Annotated in this window: 12 protein-coding genes; 3 read left to right on the top strand and 9 right to left on the bottom strand. The window is 62.7% G+C overall.

Features of this window, described 5'->3' with window-relative positions; translation table 11 throughout:
- Positions 1-22: 22 nt before the first annotated feature.
- Together GTP27_RS20125 and GTP27_RS20120 are read right to left on the bottom strand one after the other, a co-directional pair.
- On the bottom strand, positions 23-2,134 hold the full coding sequence (locus tag GTP27_RS20125) for a cytochrome c biogenesis protein ResB (RefSeq protein ID WP_161040900.1): 2,112 nt from the start codon (positions 2,132-2,134) through the stop codon (positions 23-25).
- A 125-nt stretch (positions 2,135-2,259) separates the two neighbouring features.
- Positions 2,260-2,937: a c-type cytochrome gene (locus GTP27_RS20120; RefSeq protein WP_161040899.1), complete on the bottom strand. Its 678-nt coding sequence runs from the start codon at positions 2,935-2,937 to the stop codon at positions 2,260-2,262.
- Positions 2,938-3,077: 140 nt separating this feature from the next.
- Here GTP27_RS20120 and yihA point away from each other — a divergent pair, with 140 nt between their 5' ends.
- Positions 3,078-3,800 carry a ribosome biogenesis GTP-binding protein YihA/YsxC gene (gene yihA / locus GTP27_RS20115; RefSeq protein ID WP_161040898.1) on the top strand — a complete coding sequence of 241 codons (723 nt, stop codon included), beginning with the start codon at positions 3,078-3,080 and terminating at the stop codon, positions 3,798-3,800.
- 49 nt (positions 3,801-3,849) lie between these two features.
- A complete protein-coding gene (gene hemB, locus GTP27_RS20110; protein ID WP_161040897.1) occupies positions 3,850-4,866 on the top strand; it encodes a porphobilinogen synthase in 1,017 nt (338 codons plus the stop codon).
- A gap of 92 nt (positions 4,867-4,958) precedes the next feature.
- Here hemB and GTP27_RS20105 read toward each other — a convergent pair whose 3' ends face one another.
- From GTP27_RS20105 to GTP27_RS20080, 6 genes are all read right to left on the bottom strand, one after another.
- Positions 4,959-5,855 (bottom strand): hypothetical protein, encoded by an 897-nt coding sequence (locus GTP27_RS20105; RefSeq protein WP_161040896.1) that lies wholly within the window; start codon positions 5,853-5,855, stop codon positions 4,959-4,961.
- Between the two features lie 169 nt (positions 5,856-6,024).
- Positions 6,025-7,869: an FAD/NAD(P)-binding protein gene (locus tag GTP27_RS20100; protein WP_161040895.1), complete on the bottom strand. Its 1,845-nt coding sequence runs from the start codon at positions 7,867-7,869 to the stop codon at positions 6,025-6,027.
- Positions 7,870-7,939: 70 nt separating this feature from the next.
- A complete protein-coding gene (locus GTP27_RS20095) occupies positions 7,940-11,077 on the bottom strand; it encodes an efflux RND transporter permease subunit (protein ID WP_161040894.1) in 3,138 nt (1,045 codons plus the stop codon).
- Positions 11,078-11,080: 3 nt separating this feature from the next.
- A complete protein-coding gene (locus GTP27_RS20090; protein ID WP_161040893.1) occupies positions 11,081-12,253 on the bottom strand; it encodes an efflux RND transporter periplasmic adaptor subunit in 1,173 nt (390 codons plus the stop codon).
- A gap of 109 nt (positions 12,254-12,362) precedes the next feature.
- Positions 12,363-13,718: an ATP-binding protein gene (locus tag GTP27_RS20085; RefSeq protein ID WP_371865959.1), complete on the bottom strand. Its 1,356-nt coding sequence runs from the start codon at positions 13,716-13,718 to the stop codon at positions 12,363-12,365.
- Positions 13,715-14,443 (bottom strand): response regulator, encoded by a 729-nt coding sequence (locus tag GTP27_RS20080; RefSeq protein WP_161040892.1) that lies wholly within the window; start codon positions 14,441-14,443, stop codon positions 13,715-13,717. Before GTP27_RS20080 ends, GTP27_RS20085 begins: the two co-directional genes overlap by 4 nt.
- 201 nt (positions 14,444-14,644) lie before the next feature.
- Between GTP27_RS20080 and GTP27_RS20075 the strand changes: the two genes are divergently transcribed.
- Entirely contained in the window at positions 14,645-15,148 is a 504-nt protein-coding gene (locus tag GTP27_RS20075; protein WP_161040891.1) for a Spy/CpxP family protein refolding chaperone, read from the top strand.
- Positions 15,149-15,262: 114 nt separating this feature from the next.
- Here the strand turns inward: GTP27_RS20075 and dsbD are convergent, their stop codons facing one another.
- On the bottom strand, positions 15,263-17,218 hold the full coding sequence (gene dsbD, locus GTP27_RS20070; protein WP_161040890.1) for a protein-disulfide reductase DsbD: 1,956 nt from the start codon (positions 17,216-17,218) through the stop codon (positions 15,263-15,265).
- Positions 17,219-17,332 lie beyond the last annotated feature (114 nt).

Raw genomic sequence — 17,332 nt, 5'->3', positions numbered from 1 at the left:
CCGTGACTGCAGTGCAAGTGGCTCAGGCCGAGGCCAAGGCCGCGGCCGATTGCGGCAGTTTTTCTTTCAGGTTCTCAAATTCGCGTTCGAAGTCCAGCGTTTTGCGCTGGGTGCTCATGGCCATCAGGGCTTCGGCGCCGTCGGCATGGTCGGTAATCCAGATCCACAGGCGACGCTCGCGGATGTAGAACATGGAGAATACACCGATCACAAGGAACAGACAGCCCAGATAAACCACATTTTTACCGGGCGAGCGGGTGATCTGGAATACCGAGGCCTGTACCTGGATAAAGTCATCAAGTTGCAGATAGATAGGCGCGCCGTAGAAATAGCCGTCCGACAGGGCATTGGTGGACAGCTGCAGGAAGCGCGCATGGTTCTGGTCCGGCGTAGCCGGTGGCAGACCGTCTTTGGCGCGCGCTACCTGCCACAGCTCCCACAGGGTGCCATTGAGGATCTTCATGAACACATCGGCCGCTTTTTCCTGCTCGGCCTGCGGAATCTTTTCAAGGAAGCGCGAGATGGCGACAAAACCGCCCACTTTGCCGTCGCCAGCAAAGATGGTCAGGCTCTTGTCGGCCGAAGCCTGCAGCTGCTGCTGGATCTGCTGGGCACTGGCCGAAGGCGGCGCAGCCCGGCGCGCATAGCGCTGGGCCGCTTCCGTGCGCATGGCAGGTGCATTCAGGGCGGCGCGCAGACGCATCCAGTCTTTCAGGCCGTGCTCGTCATCGGCGGGAATGCGCAGATAGGTGAAGGGATCGGACGGGCTGTTGCGCATCCCGGCCAGATACATGGTAGCGCCATCGATCTGGATGGGCTGCATATAGTTCTGGTACTCGCGTGCCTGACCGTTCTTGTCGCGCAGCTTGTAGGTAAAGCTGGGGCCGACGTTCTTCATGTCCTTGTTGTTGGCATTGCGCGCTGCCGAACCCGTGTGCTTGTCCAGCGTGGCGCTCAGCGTCTGTTCCAGACTTTCGCCCTTGGTCACCGCGCGCGGGTCCTGCGTATTGCCCATGTTTTCCACGTTGAAGGCGCGGAAACCGGTCCATTCCACCGTGTAGGCGTCACCGAGCGGCGTGGAAGTGCCCACTTCGCCGTTCAGAGCAAAGCTAGCGCTGCTGCCACCGGCCATGGGGAAACCCGTCAGTTTCAGCTTGCTGCCGCCATCGTCGAAGCTGGACTGGTAGATGGCCAGCCCTTTGAAGATCAGCGGCTTGTTCACTTCGATCACGGCCTGGACCTTTTCGCCGCTGGCATTGTCGCGCACTTCCACTTCGGAAGCGAACAGCTTGGGCATGCCGGTGGTGTAGAAATCGACAGTGAATTTTTTCAGCGAGATGGTAATCGGCAGTTCCTGGATCAGCACGCCGTCAGGACGATTCAGAATCGCGCTATCGCTGGTGGCGCCTTCCGGCACCAGCGTATTGCCGCGGAAGCTAGGGTTGGACGTGCTCAGGCGGCTCTGTGCCGGCACGTTGGCAATCAGGCCCGTGCCGTTGAACGGCACTTTACCGGCGAACCACTCCTGCGCGCGGATAGGCATGTCGGAATCGAGCAGGCCGCCGATGCAGATCACCACAATGGCTGCGTGGGCGAAGATGTAGCCGAACTTGTTGCCCGCGCCCCGCTTGGCGGCCAGCAGCGTGCCGCCCTCGCGCTCCACGGTTTTGACGGCATAGCCGGCATCGGCCAGCCGCGCCGCGCTCTGCTGGGCCAGCGCCGTGCGCGCCAGCGGCGCACGCCATTGCATCTTGTGGTGGAAGTTCAGCAGCGAAGTGGCGCGCACGTTCTCGCGCCAGCTGCGCATATCGCGCAGCATCTTGGGAGTGTTGCGCACGATGCACAGCGTAGTGGAGGTCACCAGCATGCCCATCAGCAGCAAAAACCACCAGGCCGAGTACACGGCATACAGGCCGAGCTTGCGAAACACTTCGAACCAGAACGGTCCGAACTGGTTGATGTAGTTATTGGTCGCCTCGTTCTGCTTCATCACCGTGCCGACCACGGCGGCAATGGCGATCATGGCCAGCAAGGCGATCGCAAAGCGCATCGAAGAAATGAGCTCGATCAATTCGCCGATCAGGGGGCGGCGGGTTTTTACGGCAATACCGGAAGTGCTGGGGCTGCTGCTCATGCTAGGAAATGTTTCTCGAAAATTGTGCTGACGGCAGCATAACAACAAAAAGGGCAGCCCGCTTACGCTGCCGCCCTTTTTTTATGGCCATGCGGTTCCGCCCGAGAGCGGAGCCGAGGTGGTGCTTACTTCAAGCCGGCGACGTAGTCAGCCACGGCTTTCATTTCGTCTTCCGACATGCGCTTGGCGATGGTGCTCATCTGCGGGCTGTTTTTACGGCCATCGGCCTTGAACAGACCCAGCTGGGCTACCGTGTAGTCCTGATGCTGGCCAGCCAGACGCGGGTATTGCACCGGAATGCCGGCACCGGTGGCGCCGTGGCAGCTGGCACAGGCTGGCACGTTCTTCTCGGCGATACCGCCGCGATAGATTTTCTTGCCCAGTTCTACCGTGTCCTTGTTCTTGGCCGCATTAGGCTTGGAGGCCTGAGCTGCCAGATAGGTGGCGATGTCGAGCTTTTCCTGCTCGGTCAGCATTTTGGCGTAGGTGGTCATCACCGGCTGGTTGCGCTCAGGGGTGGTGAAATTGACCAGCTGCTTGTTCAGATAGCCGGCGTTCTGGCCAGCCAGTTTAGGATTAACCGTAATGGTCGAATTGCCGCCTTCACCGTGGCAGGATACGCAGGCTGGCAGACCGCGGGCCGCGTCGCCGCTACCGAACAGGGTGCTGCCCTTGGCTGCGTCGCCCTTCAATGCCGCAGGTTCTGCGTGCGCTGGTTTTTTGTCTTCAGCGTGGGCAGTTGCGCTTACAGCCAGCACGGCCACCAGCAGGGATTTTACAAACGGTGAAAACGCACGATTCATTCAAGCACCCTCAAAAAAGTTTGGTCGAAAGCTAGACTAACACCAAGGCCACAGGCTGGGTTAGCGCCGCTTCGTAACTACTCATTGTACAATAGCTTTCCAGCATATTTGCTCCCTTTTGTTGCATTTCCCCCATTCCCATGTCCAAACTCTGGCAAGCCCGCTTCTTCACGACCGTCAACCAATTGCGCGAATTACCCGACACCAAAGTGCCGGAAATCGCCTTTGCGGGTCGCTCCAACGCCGGCAAATCGACCGCCATTAACATCCTGTGCAACCAGAAAGGTCTGGCCTTCGCATCCAAGACACCGGGCCGCACCCAGCATATTAACTACTTCTCCATCGGTGGCGCCCACGTTGCGCAGCACCGTAAAGACCCCACCATCGTCGACGAGATCGAATGCCTGCTGGTCGACCTGCCCGGCTACGGTTATGCCGAGGTTTCCGGCTCGGCAAAATTACACTGGCAACGACTGCTCGGTGACTATGTCCAGCGTCGCGAACAATTGGCCGCCTTGATCCTGATCATGGATTCGCGCCGCCCCTTCACCGAACTTGATGTACAGATGCTCGAATGGTTCGCCCCGACGGGCAAGCCCATCCATTGCATTTTGACCAAGGTTGACAAACTCAACCGCAATGAAATGGTCAACGTGCTGCGTCAGGCCAAGGCCAAACTGGACAGCTATGTGGATGAAGATGGCGAGGGCTTCCCCTTCACCGTGCAGCTGTTCTCGGCCCTGAAACGGGTGGGCATAGACGAAGCCAATGACAAGATCCTCGAACTGGCCGGCCTCAGCGACGACACCGAGGCTGCCGACGACACGCCTGCGGACGATACCCCGTCTGGCAGCGAAGTATAGTTTGTCCCCATATTAAGTTTGCCTCTTAATCTAGCAAGGAAGTAGCGCAATGACTCATCCTCACGTTTCTGCCCAGTTTCCCAATGTCCGCATGCGCCGCATGCGCCGCGACCCGTTCTCGCGCGCGCTGATGCGCGAGAACCATGTGACGGCCTCGGACCTGATCTACCCTGTATTCATCCTCGAAGGCGAGCAGCAGCGCGAGCCGGTGGCGTCGATGCCGGGCGTGGAGCGGGTGTCGGTGGACCTGCTGCTGGAAGTGGCAGCCGAATGCGTGGCGCTCGGTATTCCGGTACTGGCGCTGTTCCCTGTGATCGACAGCAGCAAGAAAACCCCGGACGGCGTGGAAGCCACCAATCCGGCAGGTCTGGTGCCGCGCGCAGTCAAGGCTTTGAAGCAGGCCCACCCTGAACTGGGCATCCTGACCGACATCGCGCTCGACCCCTACACCAGCCACGGCCAGGATGGCCTGATCGACGAAAACGGCTATGTGATCAACGACGTGACCACCGATATGCTGGTGCGTCAGGCGCTGTGCCATGCCGCTGCCGGGGTCGACGTGGTGGCGCCATCGGACATGATGGACGGCCGTATCGGCGCAGTCCGTGCCGCACTGGAAGCCCATGGCTACATCCACACCCGCATCATGGCCTATTCGGCCAAGTACGCATCGGCCTTCTACGGTCCGTTCCGCGATGCGGTGGGCTCGGCCAAGAATCTGGGCAAGGGCGACAAGAACACCTACCAGATGGACCCGGCCAACAGCGACGAAGCGCTGCGCGAAGTGGGCCTCGATCTGGCCGAAGGCGCCGACATGGTGATGGTCAAGCCCGGCATGCCGTATCTGGACGTGGTGCGCCGCGTGAAAGACGAATTCAAGGTGCCGACCTTCGCCTACCAGGTCAGCGGCGAATACGCCATGCTCAAGGCCGCAGCGCAGAACGGCTGGCTCGATCACGACAAGGTGATGATGGAATCCATGCTGGCCTTCAAGCGCGCTGGCGCCAACGGCGTGCTGACCTACTTCGCACTCGACATCGCCCGTCTGCTCAAGGCGCAAGCTTAAGTCTGCCCGCGCCGCCACGGCGGCGCAGGCCAGCACGCCAACGGCCGGCTAGTCGCCATGACTAGCCGGCCGTGCTTATCTGGCGCCGCCGTTCAGCGCGCCGAACCGCGCGTATATTCGGGGAACATTTCCTTGAGCAGGAAGGCGATCAGTTCCTTCTCGTCTTCCTTGCGCGCACTGAGCGTGACCACCTTGCCCAGACGACGCGATTCCCACGGGAAGTCACCCTGCTTCTCCTTGCGGATGACCTTGATCATTTCCTTGACCACGGCCGTTTCGATATCCTGCTCGGCGCCCTGCTCCACGTGAACCTGCTGCAGCCAGTTGCGCTTGAAGTTGGTATTCCAGCCGCGGAACTTCACTTCGGCGCTGTGGTAACTCTTCTCGACCGAGAAGATGCCGCCCGTATCATCGCGGTCGCCGCCGGCGCTACGCCCCTGAGCGCCGGCAATATTGGCCTTGGCGATACGCAGTGCGCGTTCGTTTTCCGATTCCGCCGGGGCCGCTGGCGCCGGCTGCGGATTGTTGGCTTCGCGCGCAGCACGACGCTTGGCGATCATCTCCGACATATCCTGTTCCGGCGGCGGCGTCATGGTGGCCTGCACGGGCGGCACATAGGTTTCCAGCTTGGGCCGCGCAGTGGCCGGGGTATCGCGCTGGGTGATCTGCTTGGGCGGTGGCGGCGTCTTGGCGGCCTTGGCCACTTCGATTTTCTTCGGCTGCGGCTGTTTCGGGCTCTTGTCCTTGGTGGGCGCAATATAGACCATCACCCCGCCCTTGGGGGGCGCAGCGTGCTTGCGCTCGGGCGCAGGCGCGAGGAAGTAGTACAGCACGCCCAGCAAGTGCAAGGCAATGGAAATGCCGATACCGATGCGGTTGGGCCTGTTTTCGCTCTCCCACGTACCGTAACCCACCGACGCTGGCAGACGCTGTCCGCATGCTTCGCAATACTCGGAACGCGTAGTGTGGATGTGGGGATCGTGGTGCAAAATAAACAACCTTGGTGGGGGAAGGACAACGAATTGCGGCCATAGTGCCAGAGTCGCGCAGTTTTGGGAACGGGCCAGCCCGGCCATTCGTGCGCGGCTCAGACAGCGAGCGCCATGCTAGCGCCGCTAGCTTACAAGTTCCCTGCCTTGAAGGATGTTACCGTATGTATCAACCGGCGTTACAAACTGCCCCATTCTGGTGCTGCGGCAGCACCTGCTGCGCCAGCGCCAGCACGCAGCGTTCGGCATCCTGCACCACGCGCGACGCCAGTCCCGGCCTCGGCAAAGCGTGGGTGTAGTAGTGCGCGCCCTCGACGGGCAGGCCCAGCGCCCACAGGCGCGGACTGGCTAGGCCTTGCCAGTCTAGCAACTGACTGGCGCCATCGATGTCCAGCCCGCCCGGGTGAAAATCGCCATTGCGGTAGGGCCGCACCAGCCCTCGCGCCAGCATATTACGGATGAGTAAGGATGTTGTCTGGAAGGGAAAAAAACTCGCCAGCCGCGCCACGATCAGCACATCCACGCCCTGCCTTACCCAGCCGCTGGCGAACGGCGTGCACAGCTGGAAGCGGGCCGTGGCCGCGTCCGTGCCTATGTGGCAGCCGGGACCGGCCAGCCACTGCACCACGCCCGCCTCCATCAGTGCCAGCAGCTGCTGGTTGCGCCGCAGCGGCGGCCCGTAAGCCATGCGGTTGATGGCCGGATGGTAGCGCTGCAAAAACTGGCGGTGCGAGGCGGGCGTGAGGCCGCCATATTCGAGCGCGGCCTGCAGCGTAGCGCGGCAGTCGCGCAGCACGTCGAGCGCGGCCTTGCAGGCATTGCCCAGATTGCCCTGCTGGGCGGCGGCCAGATCGCGCCGCAGCCAGTCCTGCACGTAGTGGCGGAACTGCCCCAGCGTAGCGAAACGGCGCTGCTGCAGGGGAAACAGCCAGCGCATGATCTGGGCGGCATCGCCTGCCGTCAGTTCGAAGCGCTGCGGGTCGAGCGCATGGCCGGCCAGCGTGCTGCGGTAAACCCAGGCCATTTCCCGCTGCACCAGCGGCAGAACGTCGCGTTCGAAATCGAGCTGCGGGCTGGCGTCGCGCAGGCGCGCACGGGCGCGCAAGGCAGCCAGCGCCTGCGGCGTAAAAAAGTGGGCAGCGTGGCGTCCGGCCAGCCCTTTCTGGTTGAGCCCGCGCGCCGCAGCGGGCAGGCACAGGCGCGAGCACAGGGTCAGCTGCGGCTCGCTGCCGGACGGCAGATAGCGCAGGCCCGGCCCCTGCGCGACGTAGCGCCCGCCCCGTCCCAGCGTCAGCTCGGCCAGCACATCATGGGCGCACAGGCCCAGTCCCTGAATCGCCACGCGGCTGGCCGCGTCTATCTGCTGCAGGCCGGTGGACGGATACAGTTCGCGCACCAGCGCCAGCCGGCCGTTGCGGTGGCCCTGCTCCTGCACGAAGGCGGCCAGCTGTTCCTGTTCGTGGTCGGGCTGCTGACGCTCATGGCCCGTGGCGAGAAACACGAAAGTGCTGTGCAGCGCCGTACCGTCGTCGAGCGTGACGTTCCACTGACCGTCGGCGCGCAAGGCCAGGTCGCAGGCGCTGGCGCGTCGATGCTGCAGGCTGACGCAGGGCGGCAGAGCAGCCGCCAGCTGGCCATATACCCAGTGCAGATAGGCGCCCAGCAGGCCGCGCGGCAGATAATCGCCATCACTGATGGGGGCCTCGCCCTGAGCACCGTCGTCAAAGCGGCGATAGCCGTGCTGGCGCGCCCATTCCGTCAGGCTGAGGGCCGTGCACAGGGAGGGATAGCGCACGCTGGCAGCGAGGGGAAACAGAGTGACCTGACTGGCCAGCGTATTGATGAGCAGATAGGGGGATTGTGCTGGGTCATGCACACCGGGGCCGCAATGACCCGGTTCGATGACGGTGATGTCGAGCGCCAGCCCGGTGTGGCCGCAGAGAGCGGCCAGTCTTTCCAGCACACTCAGGCCGCGCGGCCCCATGCCGATAATGACAACACGGTAGCGTTGCATGGGCGACCGTCCTTTCTCATAGTCACATTGCCTATGATAAAGAAACGCCCGCCCTGCCGATTGTCACGGCTCAATGCTTGGCCGTGCTGACTGCTTTCAGTTCGACCGGACGGACCGGCGGCACAGGTTCGCCGGCCAGTTCCTCGTCGCTCATCGGGCCGCTGCCGCTGTACTTGTCGAGGAACAGATAGATCACCGGCGTGATGTAGAGGGTGATCACTTGCGAGAAGATCAGCCCGCCCACCACGGCCAGACCCAGCGGCTGGCGCAATTCGGCGCCGGCACCGAGTCCCAGCGCGATCGGCAAGGCGCCCATCAGCGCGGCCATGGTGGTCATCATGATGGGGCGGAAACGCAGGATACAGGCTTCGCGGATGGCATCGGCCGGAGCACGGTTTTCATTGCGCTGCACGTGCAGGGCAAAGTCGATCATCATGATGGCGTTCTTCTTGACGATACCGATCAGCATCAGGATACCGATGATGGCGATCATGGTCAGGTCCAGATTGAACAGACGCAGCGTCAGCAGCGCACCCACTGCCGCCGAAGGCAGGCCGGCCAGAATGGTCAGCGGATGGATATAGCTTTCGTACAGCACACCGAGCAGCACATAGATCACGCCCAGCGCCGCGATGATCAGGATCAGCTGGCTGCCCTGCGAACTCTGGAACACTGCCGCATCGCCGCCGTAGTTGGTGATGATGGAAGCCGGCAGATGCATGTCCGCGCCCATCTTGTCGATCTTGGCGGTGGCTTTACCAAGCGGCACATCGGGCGCCAGATTGAAGGAAATGGTGATGGCCTGCAGCTGGCCCTGATGGTTGACGGCCGTGGGCCCCACTGTGCGCTCCACCGTGGCAAAGCTGGACAGCTGGACCAGATTGCCCGATTTGTTGCGCACCGAAATGCGGGTCAGCGCGTCGTCGAACTGCCGGTCCTCGGTGGCCGCTTCGAGGATCACGTTGTAGCTGGCGGCTGGTGAATAGATGGTCGAGACCTGCCGCTCGCCAAAGGCCAGATACAGCGCGGTACGGATATCGCCGATGGCCACGCCGAGGTTGTTGGCCTTGTCGCGATCGATCTTGAGCGAGGCCTGCAGACCACGGTTCTGCGAGTCGCTGGTGACATCGCGGAACTCGGGATCGGCGCGCAGCTGGTCGAGGTATTTCTGCGCCCACTCGTTGAGAGCACCGGGGCTGACCGATTGCAGCGTGTACTGGTAGCGGCTCTTGGACTGGCGCCCACCGAGCTGCAGATTCTGCACCGGGCTCAGATAGACGGCGATGCCGGGCACGGCCTTGGTGGCTTTGCGCAGGCTGTCCAGCACGTCCGGCATGCTCTTGCGCTCGCTGCGCGGCTTGAGCACAAGGAACATGCGGCCACTATTGCCGCCACCGACAAACGACGTCACATCCTGCACATTCGGATCCTGCTGGATCACGCCGGCCACGCGTTCCTGCAATTCCTGCAGGGCCGAAGAAGAAATGTCTTCCGCGGCTTCCGTGTTGACGCGGATCTGGCCCAGATCTTCCTCGGGGAAGAAACCTTTGGGGATGGTGATGTAGAGCGCGGCCGTCAGGGCGAACGTGCCCAGCGCAGCGAGCAGTACGATATTGCGGTAACGCAGCGCCACGTCCAGCGTGCGCACATAGCTGTTACGCAGCGCCGTAAAACTCGTTTCGAACCAGCGGCCGATGAAATTACCCTGGTCGTGCTCGGGATCGATGGCATCGGCCGGCAGCAAACGGCTGGCCAGCATGGGCACCAGCATCAGCGACACGGCGGCCGACACCAGTACCGACAGGCCCACCACCACGGCGAATTCGTGGAACATCAGGCCGATCACGCCGGGCATGAAGAAGATGGGGATGAACACTGCCACCAGCGAGACGGAAATGGAAATAATCGTAAAGCCCATTTCCTTAGAGCCCACCAGCGCCGCCTGCAAAGGCTTCTTGCCCAGTTCGATGTGGCGCACGATATTTTCCAGCACCACGATGGCATCGTCGACCACCAGCCCCACCGCCAGCGTGATACCGAGCAGCGAGACGTTATCGAGGCTATAGCCGAAGGCGTACAGCAGCGCCAGCGCGCCCAGCAGCGAAATCGGCATGGTAATGGCCGGAATGAAGGTCGCAGCGGCGCGGCGCAGGAACAGGAAGATCACCATCACCACGAGGAAAATGGTGAGCGCCAGCGTCAGGTTCACATCATGGATGGCTTCGCGGATCGAAACGGAACGGTCGTTGACCAGATTGATGTTGATGGAAGCCGGCACCTGCGTTTTAAAGCGCGGCAGCAGGCGGCGCACGCCATCGACCACCTGCACGGTATTGGCGTCGGGCTGGCGCATCACCAGCAGCACGATGGAGCGCTCGCCGTTGTAGCTGCCGGCCGTCTTGACGGACTGGAAGCTGTCTTCCACCGTTGCCACATCTTTCAGGCGCACAGGCTGGCCATTGCGCTGGGCGATGATCAGCTCGGCGAATTCGGCCGCCTTCATCATCTGGGCATTGCCCTGGATGGTGAGGGTCTGGCTAGGGCCGTCGAGGATGCCCAGCGGCGTATTGGCATTGGCCGACTTGATGGCCTGCTGCAGTTCATCGAGCGTCATATTACGCGCGTTCATCAGTTCCGATTTGGCGCGGATACGCACGGCGAAACGCTTCTGGCCGTTCACCGTCACCTGTGCTACGCCGGGCAAGGTGGACAGGCTGGGCGCGATCAGGTTCTCGGCGTAGTCGTTGAGCTCCGACAGCGTCAGCGACGGCGAGTTCATGGTCATGAACAGCACGGGCGCATCAGCCGGATTGACCTTGCGGTAGGACGGCAGATCCGTCATCTCGATCGGCAACTGGCGCTGGGCGCGCAGCAGCGCCGCCTGCACATCGATGGCCGCTTCGTTGACGTTGATGCTGGGGTCGAATTCCAGGGTCAGCGAGGAATTGCCCAGCGTATTGGTGGAGGTGATGACGGACAGGCCGGCGATGGTAGAGAACTGCTTTTCCAGCGGCAACGCCACCGAAGAAGCCATGGTCTCGGGCGAGGCGCCCGGCAGGTCGGCCGAAACGTTGATCACCGGCGTGTTATAGCTGGGCAGGGCCGCCACGGGAATGTAGAAGTAGGCCAGCACACCAGCCAGTATCAGGGTCAGCGACAGCAGTACTACCATCACTGGCCGGCGGATACACAACTCGGACAGATTCATTGCTTAGCCCTTCTGTTTGTCGTTACCTGCCGCAGCGGCAGCGCTGGCCGATGCGCCAGAGCCACCTGCTGCGGCGATGCGTACTTTGCCGCCGGGGCGCAGATTCTGCTTGCCATCGACGATGATTTTTTCGCTGCCGTCCAGACCACTGACGGCGGCACTTTCGCCAAACGCATACAGGCGCTTGATATTGACTACCTTGGCCTTCTGCTCCTCGTCCACAGTATAGACAAAGGTGCCGCGGGTATTGCTGATGATGGCGTTCTGCGGAATCACCATCACATCCTTGAGCACCTGCGCCACCAGCCGCGTGCTCGCATACTGGCCCGGCCACAGACGGGTATCCTTGTTGCTGAACTGGGCTTTCACGCGAATCACGCCGGCCACCGGATCAACCGTATTGTCGATGAAGCTGAGCACCCCGCTCACTTCCTGTGCCGCATCGCCGGTGCTGGCCTTGACGGTCACGCTGCCGTCGCGCTGGGCTTGCAGCAAAGTGGCCAGCGCCGATTCCGGCAGCGTGAAGGCCACCGTGATGGGATCGAGCTGGGTAATGGTGGTGAGCGAAGTGGCGACCTGCACCAGACTGCCGGGGAACACATTGATGGCGCCGACCCGGCCTGCCATCGGCGCGCGGATGCTGTTGTAGCTGGCATCGACGCCGGTGGAACGGGCCGCAGCCTGATCGGCGTTAAGCAGTGCGCGGGCCGAATCGACCTGGCTTTTGAGCGTATCGACGGCGCTCTGGGCGACAAACTTCTGCGCAAACAGTTCCTGTGCGCGCCTGTACTGGCGCTCCACATCGGCCAGCGCGGCCTGATCGCGCACTACCTGGGCCTGCGCCTTGTCTACGTTGGCGCGGGCCGAACGGTCGTCCAGCGTGAACATCAGCTCGCCTGCTTTGACGAACTGGCCTTCCTTGATATGCACGCGGGCGATGGTGCTGGTGATCTGGGCATGCAGGTCCACCGTACTGATCGGCGTGACCGTGCCATTGGCCTGCAACACTACCGGCACATCCTGCCGTTTTGCAGCCGTGATCGCTACCGTGGTTGGCCCCTGCTGGCCGGGGCCTGCGGCTTTGGCAGGCTCGGCGCTGTGATGGGTCATGTTCCAGCCGACAGCACCGGCACCGGCTACTGCAGCGATCAGAATGGCGAGGGAAGATTTTTTCATTGGTAGAAGTTGATTTTCGGTCGGGACAGTGGCCGCTGCAGCTGTCACTGCAAGGGCCACTTTAGCAGGCGAAACATTGTCGCACAGTATGGTTGACTAGCCGTCAAACTCAGCGGCCAGCGTAGTATTCCGGCACCACCAGCGTCACTTCGAGGCCGCCTTCGGCATGGTTGGCCAGCACCACGCTACCGCCATGCTGCTCGGCGATATTGCGGGCGATGGTCAGGCCCAGCCCGGTGCCGCCGGAAGCGCGCGAACGCGAGCTTTCCACCCGGTAGAACGGTTCGAACACGCGCGCCATCTGGTCCTGATCGATGCCGGGGCCGCCGTCGCGGATGCGGATGCGCGCCGCGCCCACCAGCCGCTCTACCGACACGTGGGCGTAATGGCCGTATTTGACGGCGTTGTCGATCAGGTTCATCAGGCAGCGCCGGATCGCCAGCGGACGCCCCATCAGCGCCATGGCGGCACGGCCGCGCAGCTCGACCGACTGGCCCACATCGGTAGCGTCGCTGCAGACGCTATCGAGCAGCGCGTCGAGATCGAGCGCCTGCATGGTTTCGCTGGAATCCATGCTGCGCGCCAGATCCAGTCCTTCTTTCACCATCTGCTGCATGGCCGAGAGGTCATCGATCAGGCGCTGCTGGAGTTCCTCGTCGCGGACCTTTTCCAGCCGCAGGCGCATGCGCGTGAGCGGGGTTTGCAGATCGTGGGTGATGGCGGCCAGCATCTCGGTGCGCTGCTGGATGTGCTGGCGGATACGCGCCTGCATGGCATTGAAGGCCGCGCTGGCCTGACGGATTTCTGCCGCGCCGCTCAGCACCACGGGCGGATGGTTGATGTCGTTGCCGAGGTCTTTGGCTGCCTGCGCCAGCGTGCGCAGCGGACGCACGGTCATGCGCGTGACCAGATAGGCCAGCCCTGCAATGCTGAGCAGGAAAGGCAGCATGGCCAGCCACTCGCTATGCTGGGCCGGCGGCGGCGAGCGCGGCGGCAGCACGGACAGCTTCATGATTTCGCCATCGGTCAGCTGCACCGTCATGGTTTCGCAGGTACCGCGCCACTGGCTAGGCGCAAAGAAATCGCGGCTGGTACGGGGCTGGTCGCATTCCAGCGGCCGCTCGGCCAGCGGGCCCAGCGTAATGGTCGGGCCCACGCGCTGCTGCAGGATAGTGGAAAAATCCGTCGGCGGCAGTGCCTTGGCCATGGCCAGATCGGTGCGTTCCAGCTTGACGGTGCCGCGCCCTGCCACGCGCAGATAGGTGGGGCGGGAAGCGGCGGGCAGTACGTCCGCCGTGGTGATGAGCTGCTCGGCCCGTTCCAGCGCGTGGAAGTCGCGGTAGCGCTCGATGGCACGGGTGCGTTCGCCCACGGCCAGCCACTGGGTCAGCGCCGCCGAAGCAACGATACCGAGCAGCAGGACGATGAACACGCGTCCTGTCATCGATCCGAAAAAGGCTCTCACGCGTGTGGCTCCATGGTGACCTGCCCGGCCAGTACATAGCCGCCGTTACGCACGGTCTTGATGATCTGGGGCAGACGTGCATCCTCGCCCAGCTTCTGGCGCAGACGGCTGATCTGGATGTCGATCGAGCGGTCGAAGGGATCGGCGTCACGGCCTTGCGTCAGGTTGAGCAGCTGGTCGCGGTTGAGCACGCGGTTGGGATGCTCGAGGAAGACTTTAAGCAGGCGGAATTCCGCGCCCGACAGCATGATGACGATGCCGTCCGGATTGAGCAGATGGCGCGCCGTCAGGTCCAGCGTCCAGCCGGAGAAACGCAGCAGATGGGCTTTGTCGGCGGCGCCGCCGCTAGGCATGGCATTACTGCGGCGCAGCACGCTGCGGATACGGGCCAGCAGCTCGCGCGGCTCGAACGGTTTGGGCAGGTAGTCGTCGGCGCCCATTTCCAGCCCGAGGATGCGATCGAGCGGCTCGTTACGGGCGGTGAGCATGATCACCGGCAGGGTGGACTGGGCGCGCAGCTTGCGGCACAGGGTCAGGCCATCGTCGCCGGGCAGATTGAGGTCGAGCACCACCAGATCGGGGCGGCCGTCCTCCAGCAGCTTCCACATGGCCAGGCCGTCGGCGGCCGCGAGGGCGCGGTAGCCGTTCGATTCCAGATAATCGGCCAGCAGGGAGCGGATGTCGCGATCGTCATCGACGATCAAGATAGTAGATGTGGGTTCCATGCCCTCATTATCCCCAGTTCACCTAGCTGTGAGCAATCGCCAATTGTATCGTCTTGTATATGGCAGCAGCTGCGAAACATCTGGATACAAAAAGCGCCGCAAGGGAAACTTGGCGGCAATCTTGCGCTGCCAAGATGGTGTTCAGCGCGATGCACAAAACGTGGCAGCGCGACAGATTAATTCACTGATAAAGGAACTACCATGCAAGCCTTACGCACTACTCTCCTGATCGGTTTCACCGTACTGGGCATGGCTGCCGCTCAGGCACAGGATAAAGCCCCGGCTGCGGGCCAGCACGGCATGCCGGACCGCGCCCAGATGCAGGCCAAGATGGCCGATATGTTTGCCAAGCGTCAGGCCCGGCTGCATGATCTGCTGAAACTGACGGCGCAGCAGGAATCGGCCTGGGCCACCTATCAGGCTGCCATCAAACCGGCCGCCGGCGACCGTGCATGGCCGGAGCACGGCGCTGCCGCCAAGCTGACGGCGCCTGAGCGCCTGAGCAAGATGCTCGAGCATCACAAACAGCGCCAGGCCAAAATGGAAGCCCATCTGGCTGCGCTGAACACCTTCTACGGCCAGCTCAGCAGCGAACAGAAGGCCGTATTCGATGACCACACCATGGGCGGCGCCCACGGCGGCCATCCGATGCAGCGCCGTGCCCGTGGCGGCTGGGGCGAGCATCACGCAGAAACGGCCAAGTAAGCGCAACAACCGGGGCTAGACACGGAGACAGTGTCTAGCCTTTTTAGACTCGTTTAGACTATTTTTAGACGGGTCTAGTACCGTTTAGACCATTCTAGACCGATCTAGACCCATTTAGCGCAGACGTTCCAGCGAGGTGGTGAACTTCGCTGCATCCTGAAAACCGATCACGCGGGCAGCGGCGATTTCCTTGCCGGCGCGGTCAAACAGGATAATGCCCGGCGGGCCGAACAGACCGAAGCGTTTCAGCATGGCTTTGTCGTCGGCATCGTTGGCGGTGACATCGGCCTGCAGCAGCACGGTGTTGGCCAGCGCGCCCTGCACGGACGGTGCCACAAAAGTCAGTTTTTCCATTTCCTTGCAGGACACGCACCAGTCGGCGTAGAAGTCCAGCATCACGGTTTTGCCGCCCGTATTGGCCAGCACGGCATCGAGCTGCTGCACCGTCTTGATGCGCTGAAATACCAGCGGCTGATGCTGCTGAGCGCCCAGATGGGCCAGCGGCGCCAGCGGATCACGCCCGCCGCTGACCACCCCCACCAGCTGCACCAGTCCCAGCGCCACAAACACCAGCGCGGCCGACTTGGCCAACCACTGGCCGCGATGGAGCAGCAAATACATGCCATAGCCCACCAGCAGGGCGGCCCAGCCCAGCATCTGCACGGCGGCAGGCAGCACGGGCGCCACCAGCCACCAGCCCATGGCCAGCATCAGCACGCCGAAGAAGCGCTTGACACCGTCCATCCACATGCCGGCGCGCGGCAGCAAGGCACCGGCCGAGACGCCGACCAGCATCAGCGGCACGCTCATGCCTATGGCCATGGCAAACAGGGCACTGCCGCCTATCAGCACGTCGCGGCTCTGGCTGATATAGACCAGCGCTGCGGCCAGCGGCGCCGCCACGCAAGGACCGACGATGAGAGCAGAAATGGCGCCCATGATAAATACACCAGCGAGCTTGCCGGATGACTGGCGGTTGGACACATCGCTCAGTTTCGATTGCAGCGCAGCGGGCACCTGCAAGTCATACACGCCGAACATGGACAGCGACAGAATAGCCATCAGCACACCGAAGCTGCCCAGCACCCACGGGTTCTGCAAGGCGGCAGCCAGCCCTTCGCCGGCCAGACCGGCCGCCACGCCGAGCGCCGTGTAGACGATGGCCATGCCCAGCGAATAGGTAGCCGACAGCAGCAGGCCGCGGCCACGGGTGGTATTGCTGCCTTCGCCCACGATGATGGACGACAGGATGGGCACCATGGGCAGCACGCAGGGGGTGAAGGACAGGCCCAGACCAAGCAGGGCAAACAGGGGCAGTATGACCAGCAGCTGGCCGGACTTGAGCGCGGCTTCCAGTTTGCCGGCATCGTTGCCCGCAGCACCGGCAGGCGCGGCGGCCGTCTCCGGGGTCAGTACGGTGGTGACTGGGGCCGGAATAGCGCGGATGGTGACGCCCGGCGTGGTGGCAGCCGGTTTGCCTTCCAGCCCGGCAGCGCTGGCAGCGCTATCTGCCGCAACAGTTCCAGCGCTTGCGCTTGTGCTCACCGCCGGCGCCGTAGCGCCTGTGGCGGCGGCTTTAGCGGCCGGCGCAGCGGTCGCAGCAGGTGCCGCAGCAGCTAAGCCAGCGGCAGGCAGCGGCACCGAGCCGTTGCCGACCAGCGTGATCTTGTAATCCTGTGGCGCATAGCACAGGCCCTTGTCCGAGCAGCCCTGTCCCGTGCCCTGCAGCGTGAAACTGCCTGCCGCCTCGACCGGCATCGTCATGGTGACGGATTTGCGGTAGGTTTCTACATTCTTCTGAAAGGTTTCATCGAAGTGCACGGTGCCGGCAGGTATGGCCAGCGCGCCCACTTTCGCGCCCACGGCACTGAACCTGAAGCGCTCGCGGTACATATAGTAGCCGTCGGCGATCTGGAAAGTGACCGCCACCGTATGGCCGTCCACCATGCGGGCCGAGAATTTGAAGGCCGCTTCCGGTTCGAGGAAAGCATCATCGGCGCGGGCCGGCAGGTGGCCCAGAACAGCGATCAGCGCAAACAGAGCGAAGCAGAGACGGACAAAACGCGACATGGACTTCTTTCGACAAAATGGTTCTTCCGCATAGTACACCGACTGCGCTCAGGCCGCCTGATAGCGCCCTTAAAGCGGGGTAAAGATGGGGATTCTGTGCGAAACTGGGGTTTT

The sequence above is a fragment of the Duganella qianjiadongensis genome, from assembly GCF_009857915.1.
GTDB classification, from domain to species: Bacteria; Pseudomonadota; Gammaproteobacteria; order Burkholderiales; family Burkholderiaceae_D; genus Rugamonas; species Rugamonas qianjiadongensis.
This window is presented reverse-complemented; position numbering and strand designations above follow the sequence as displayed.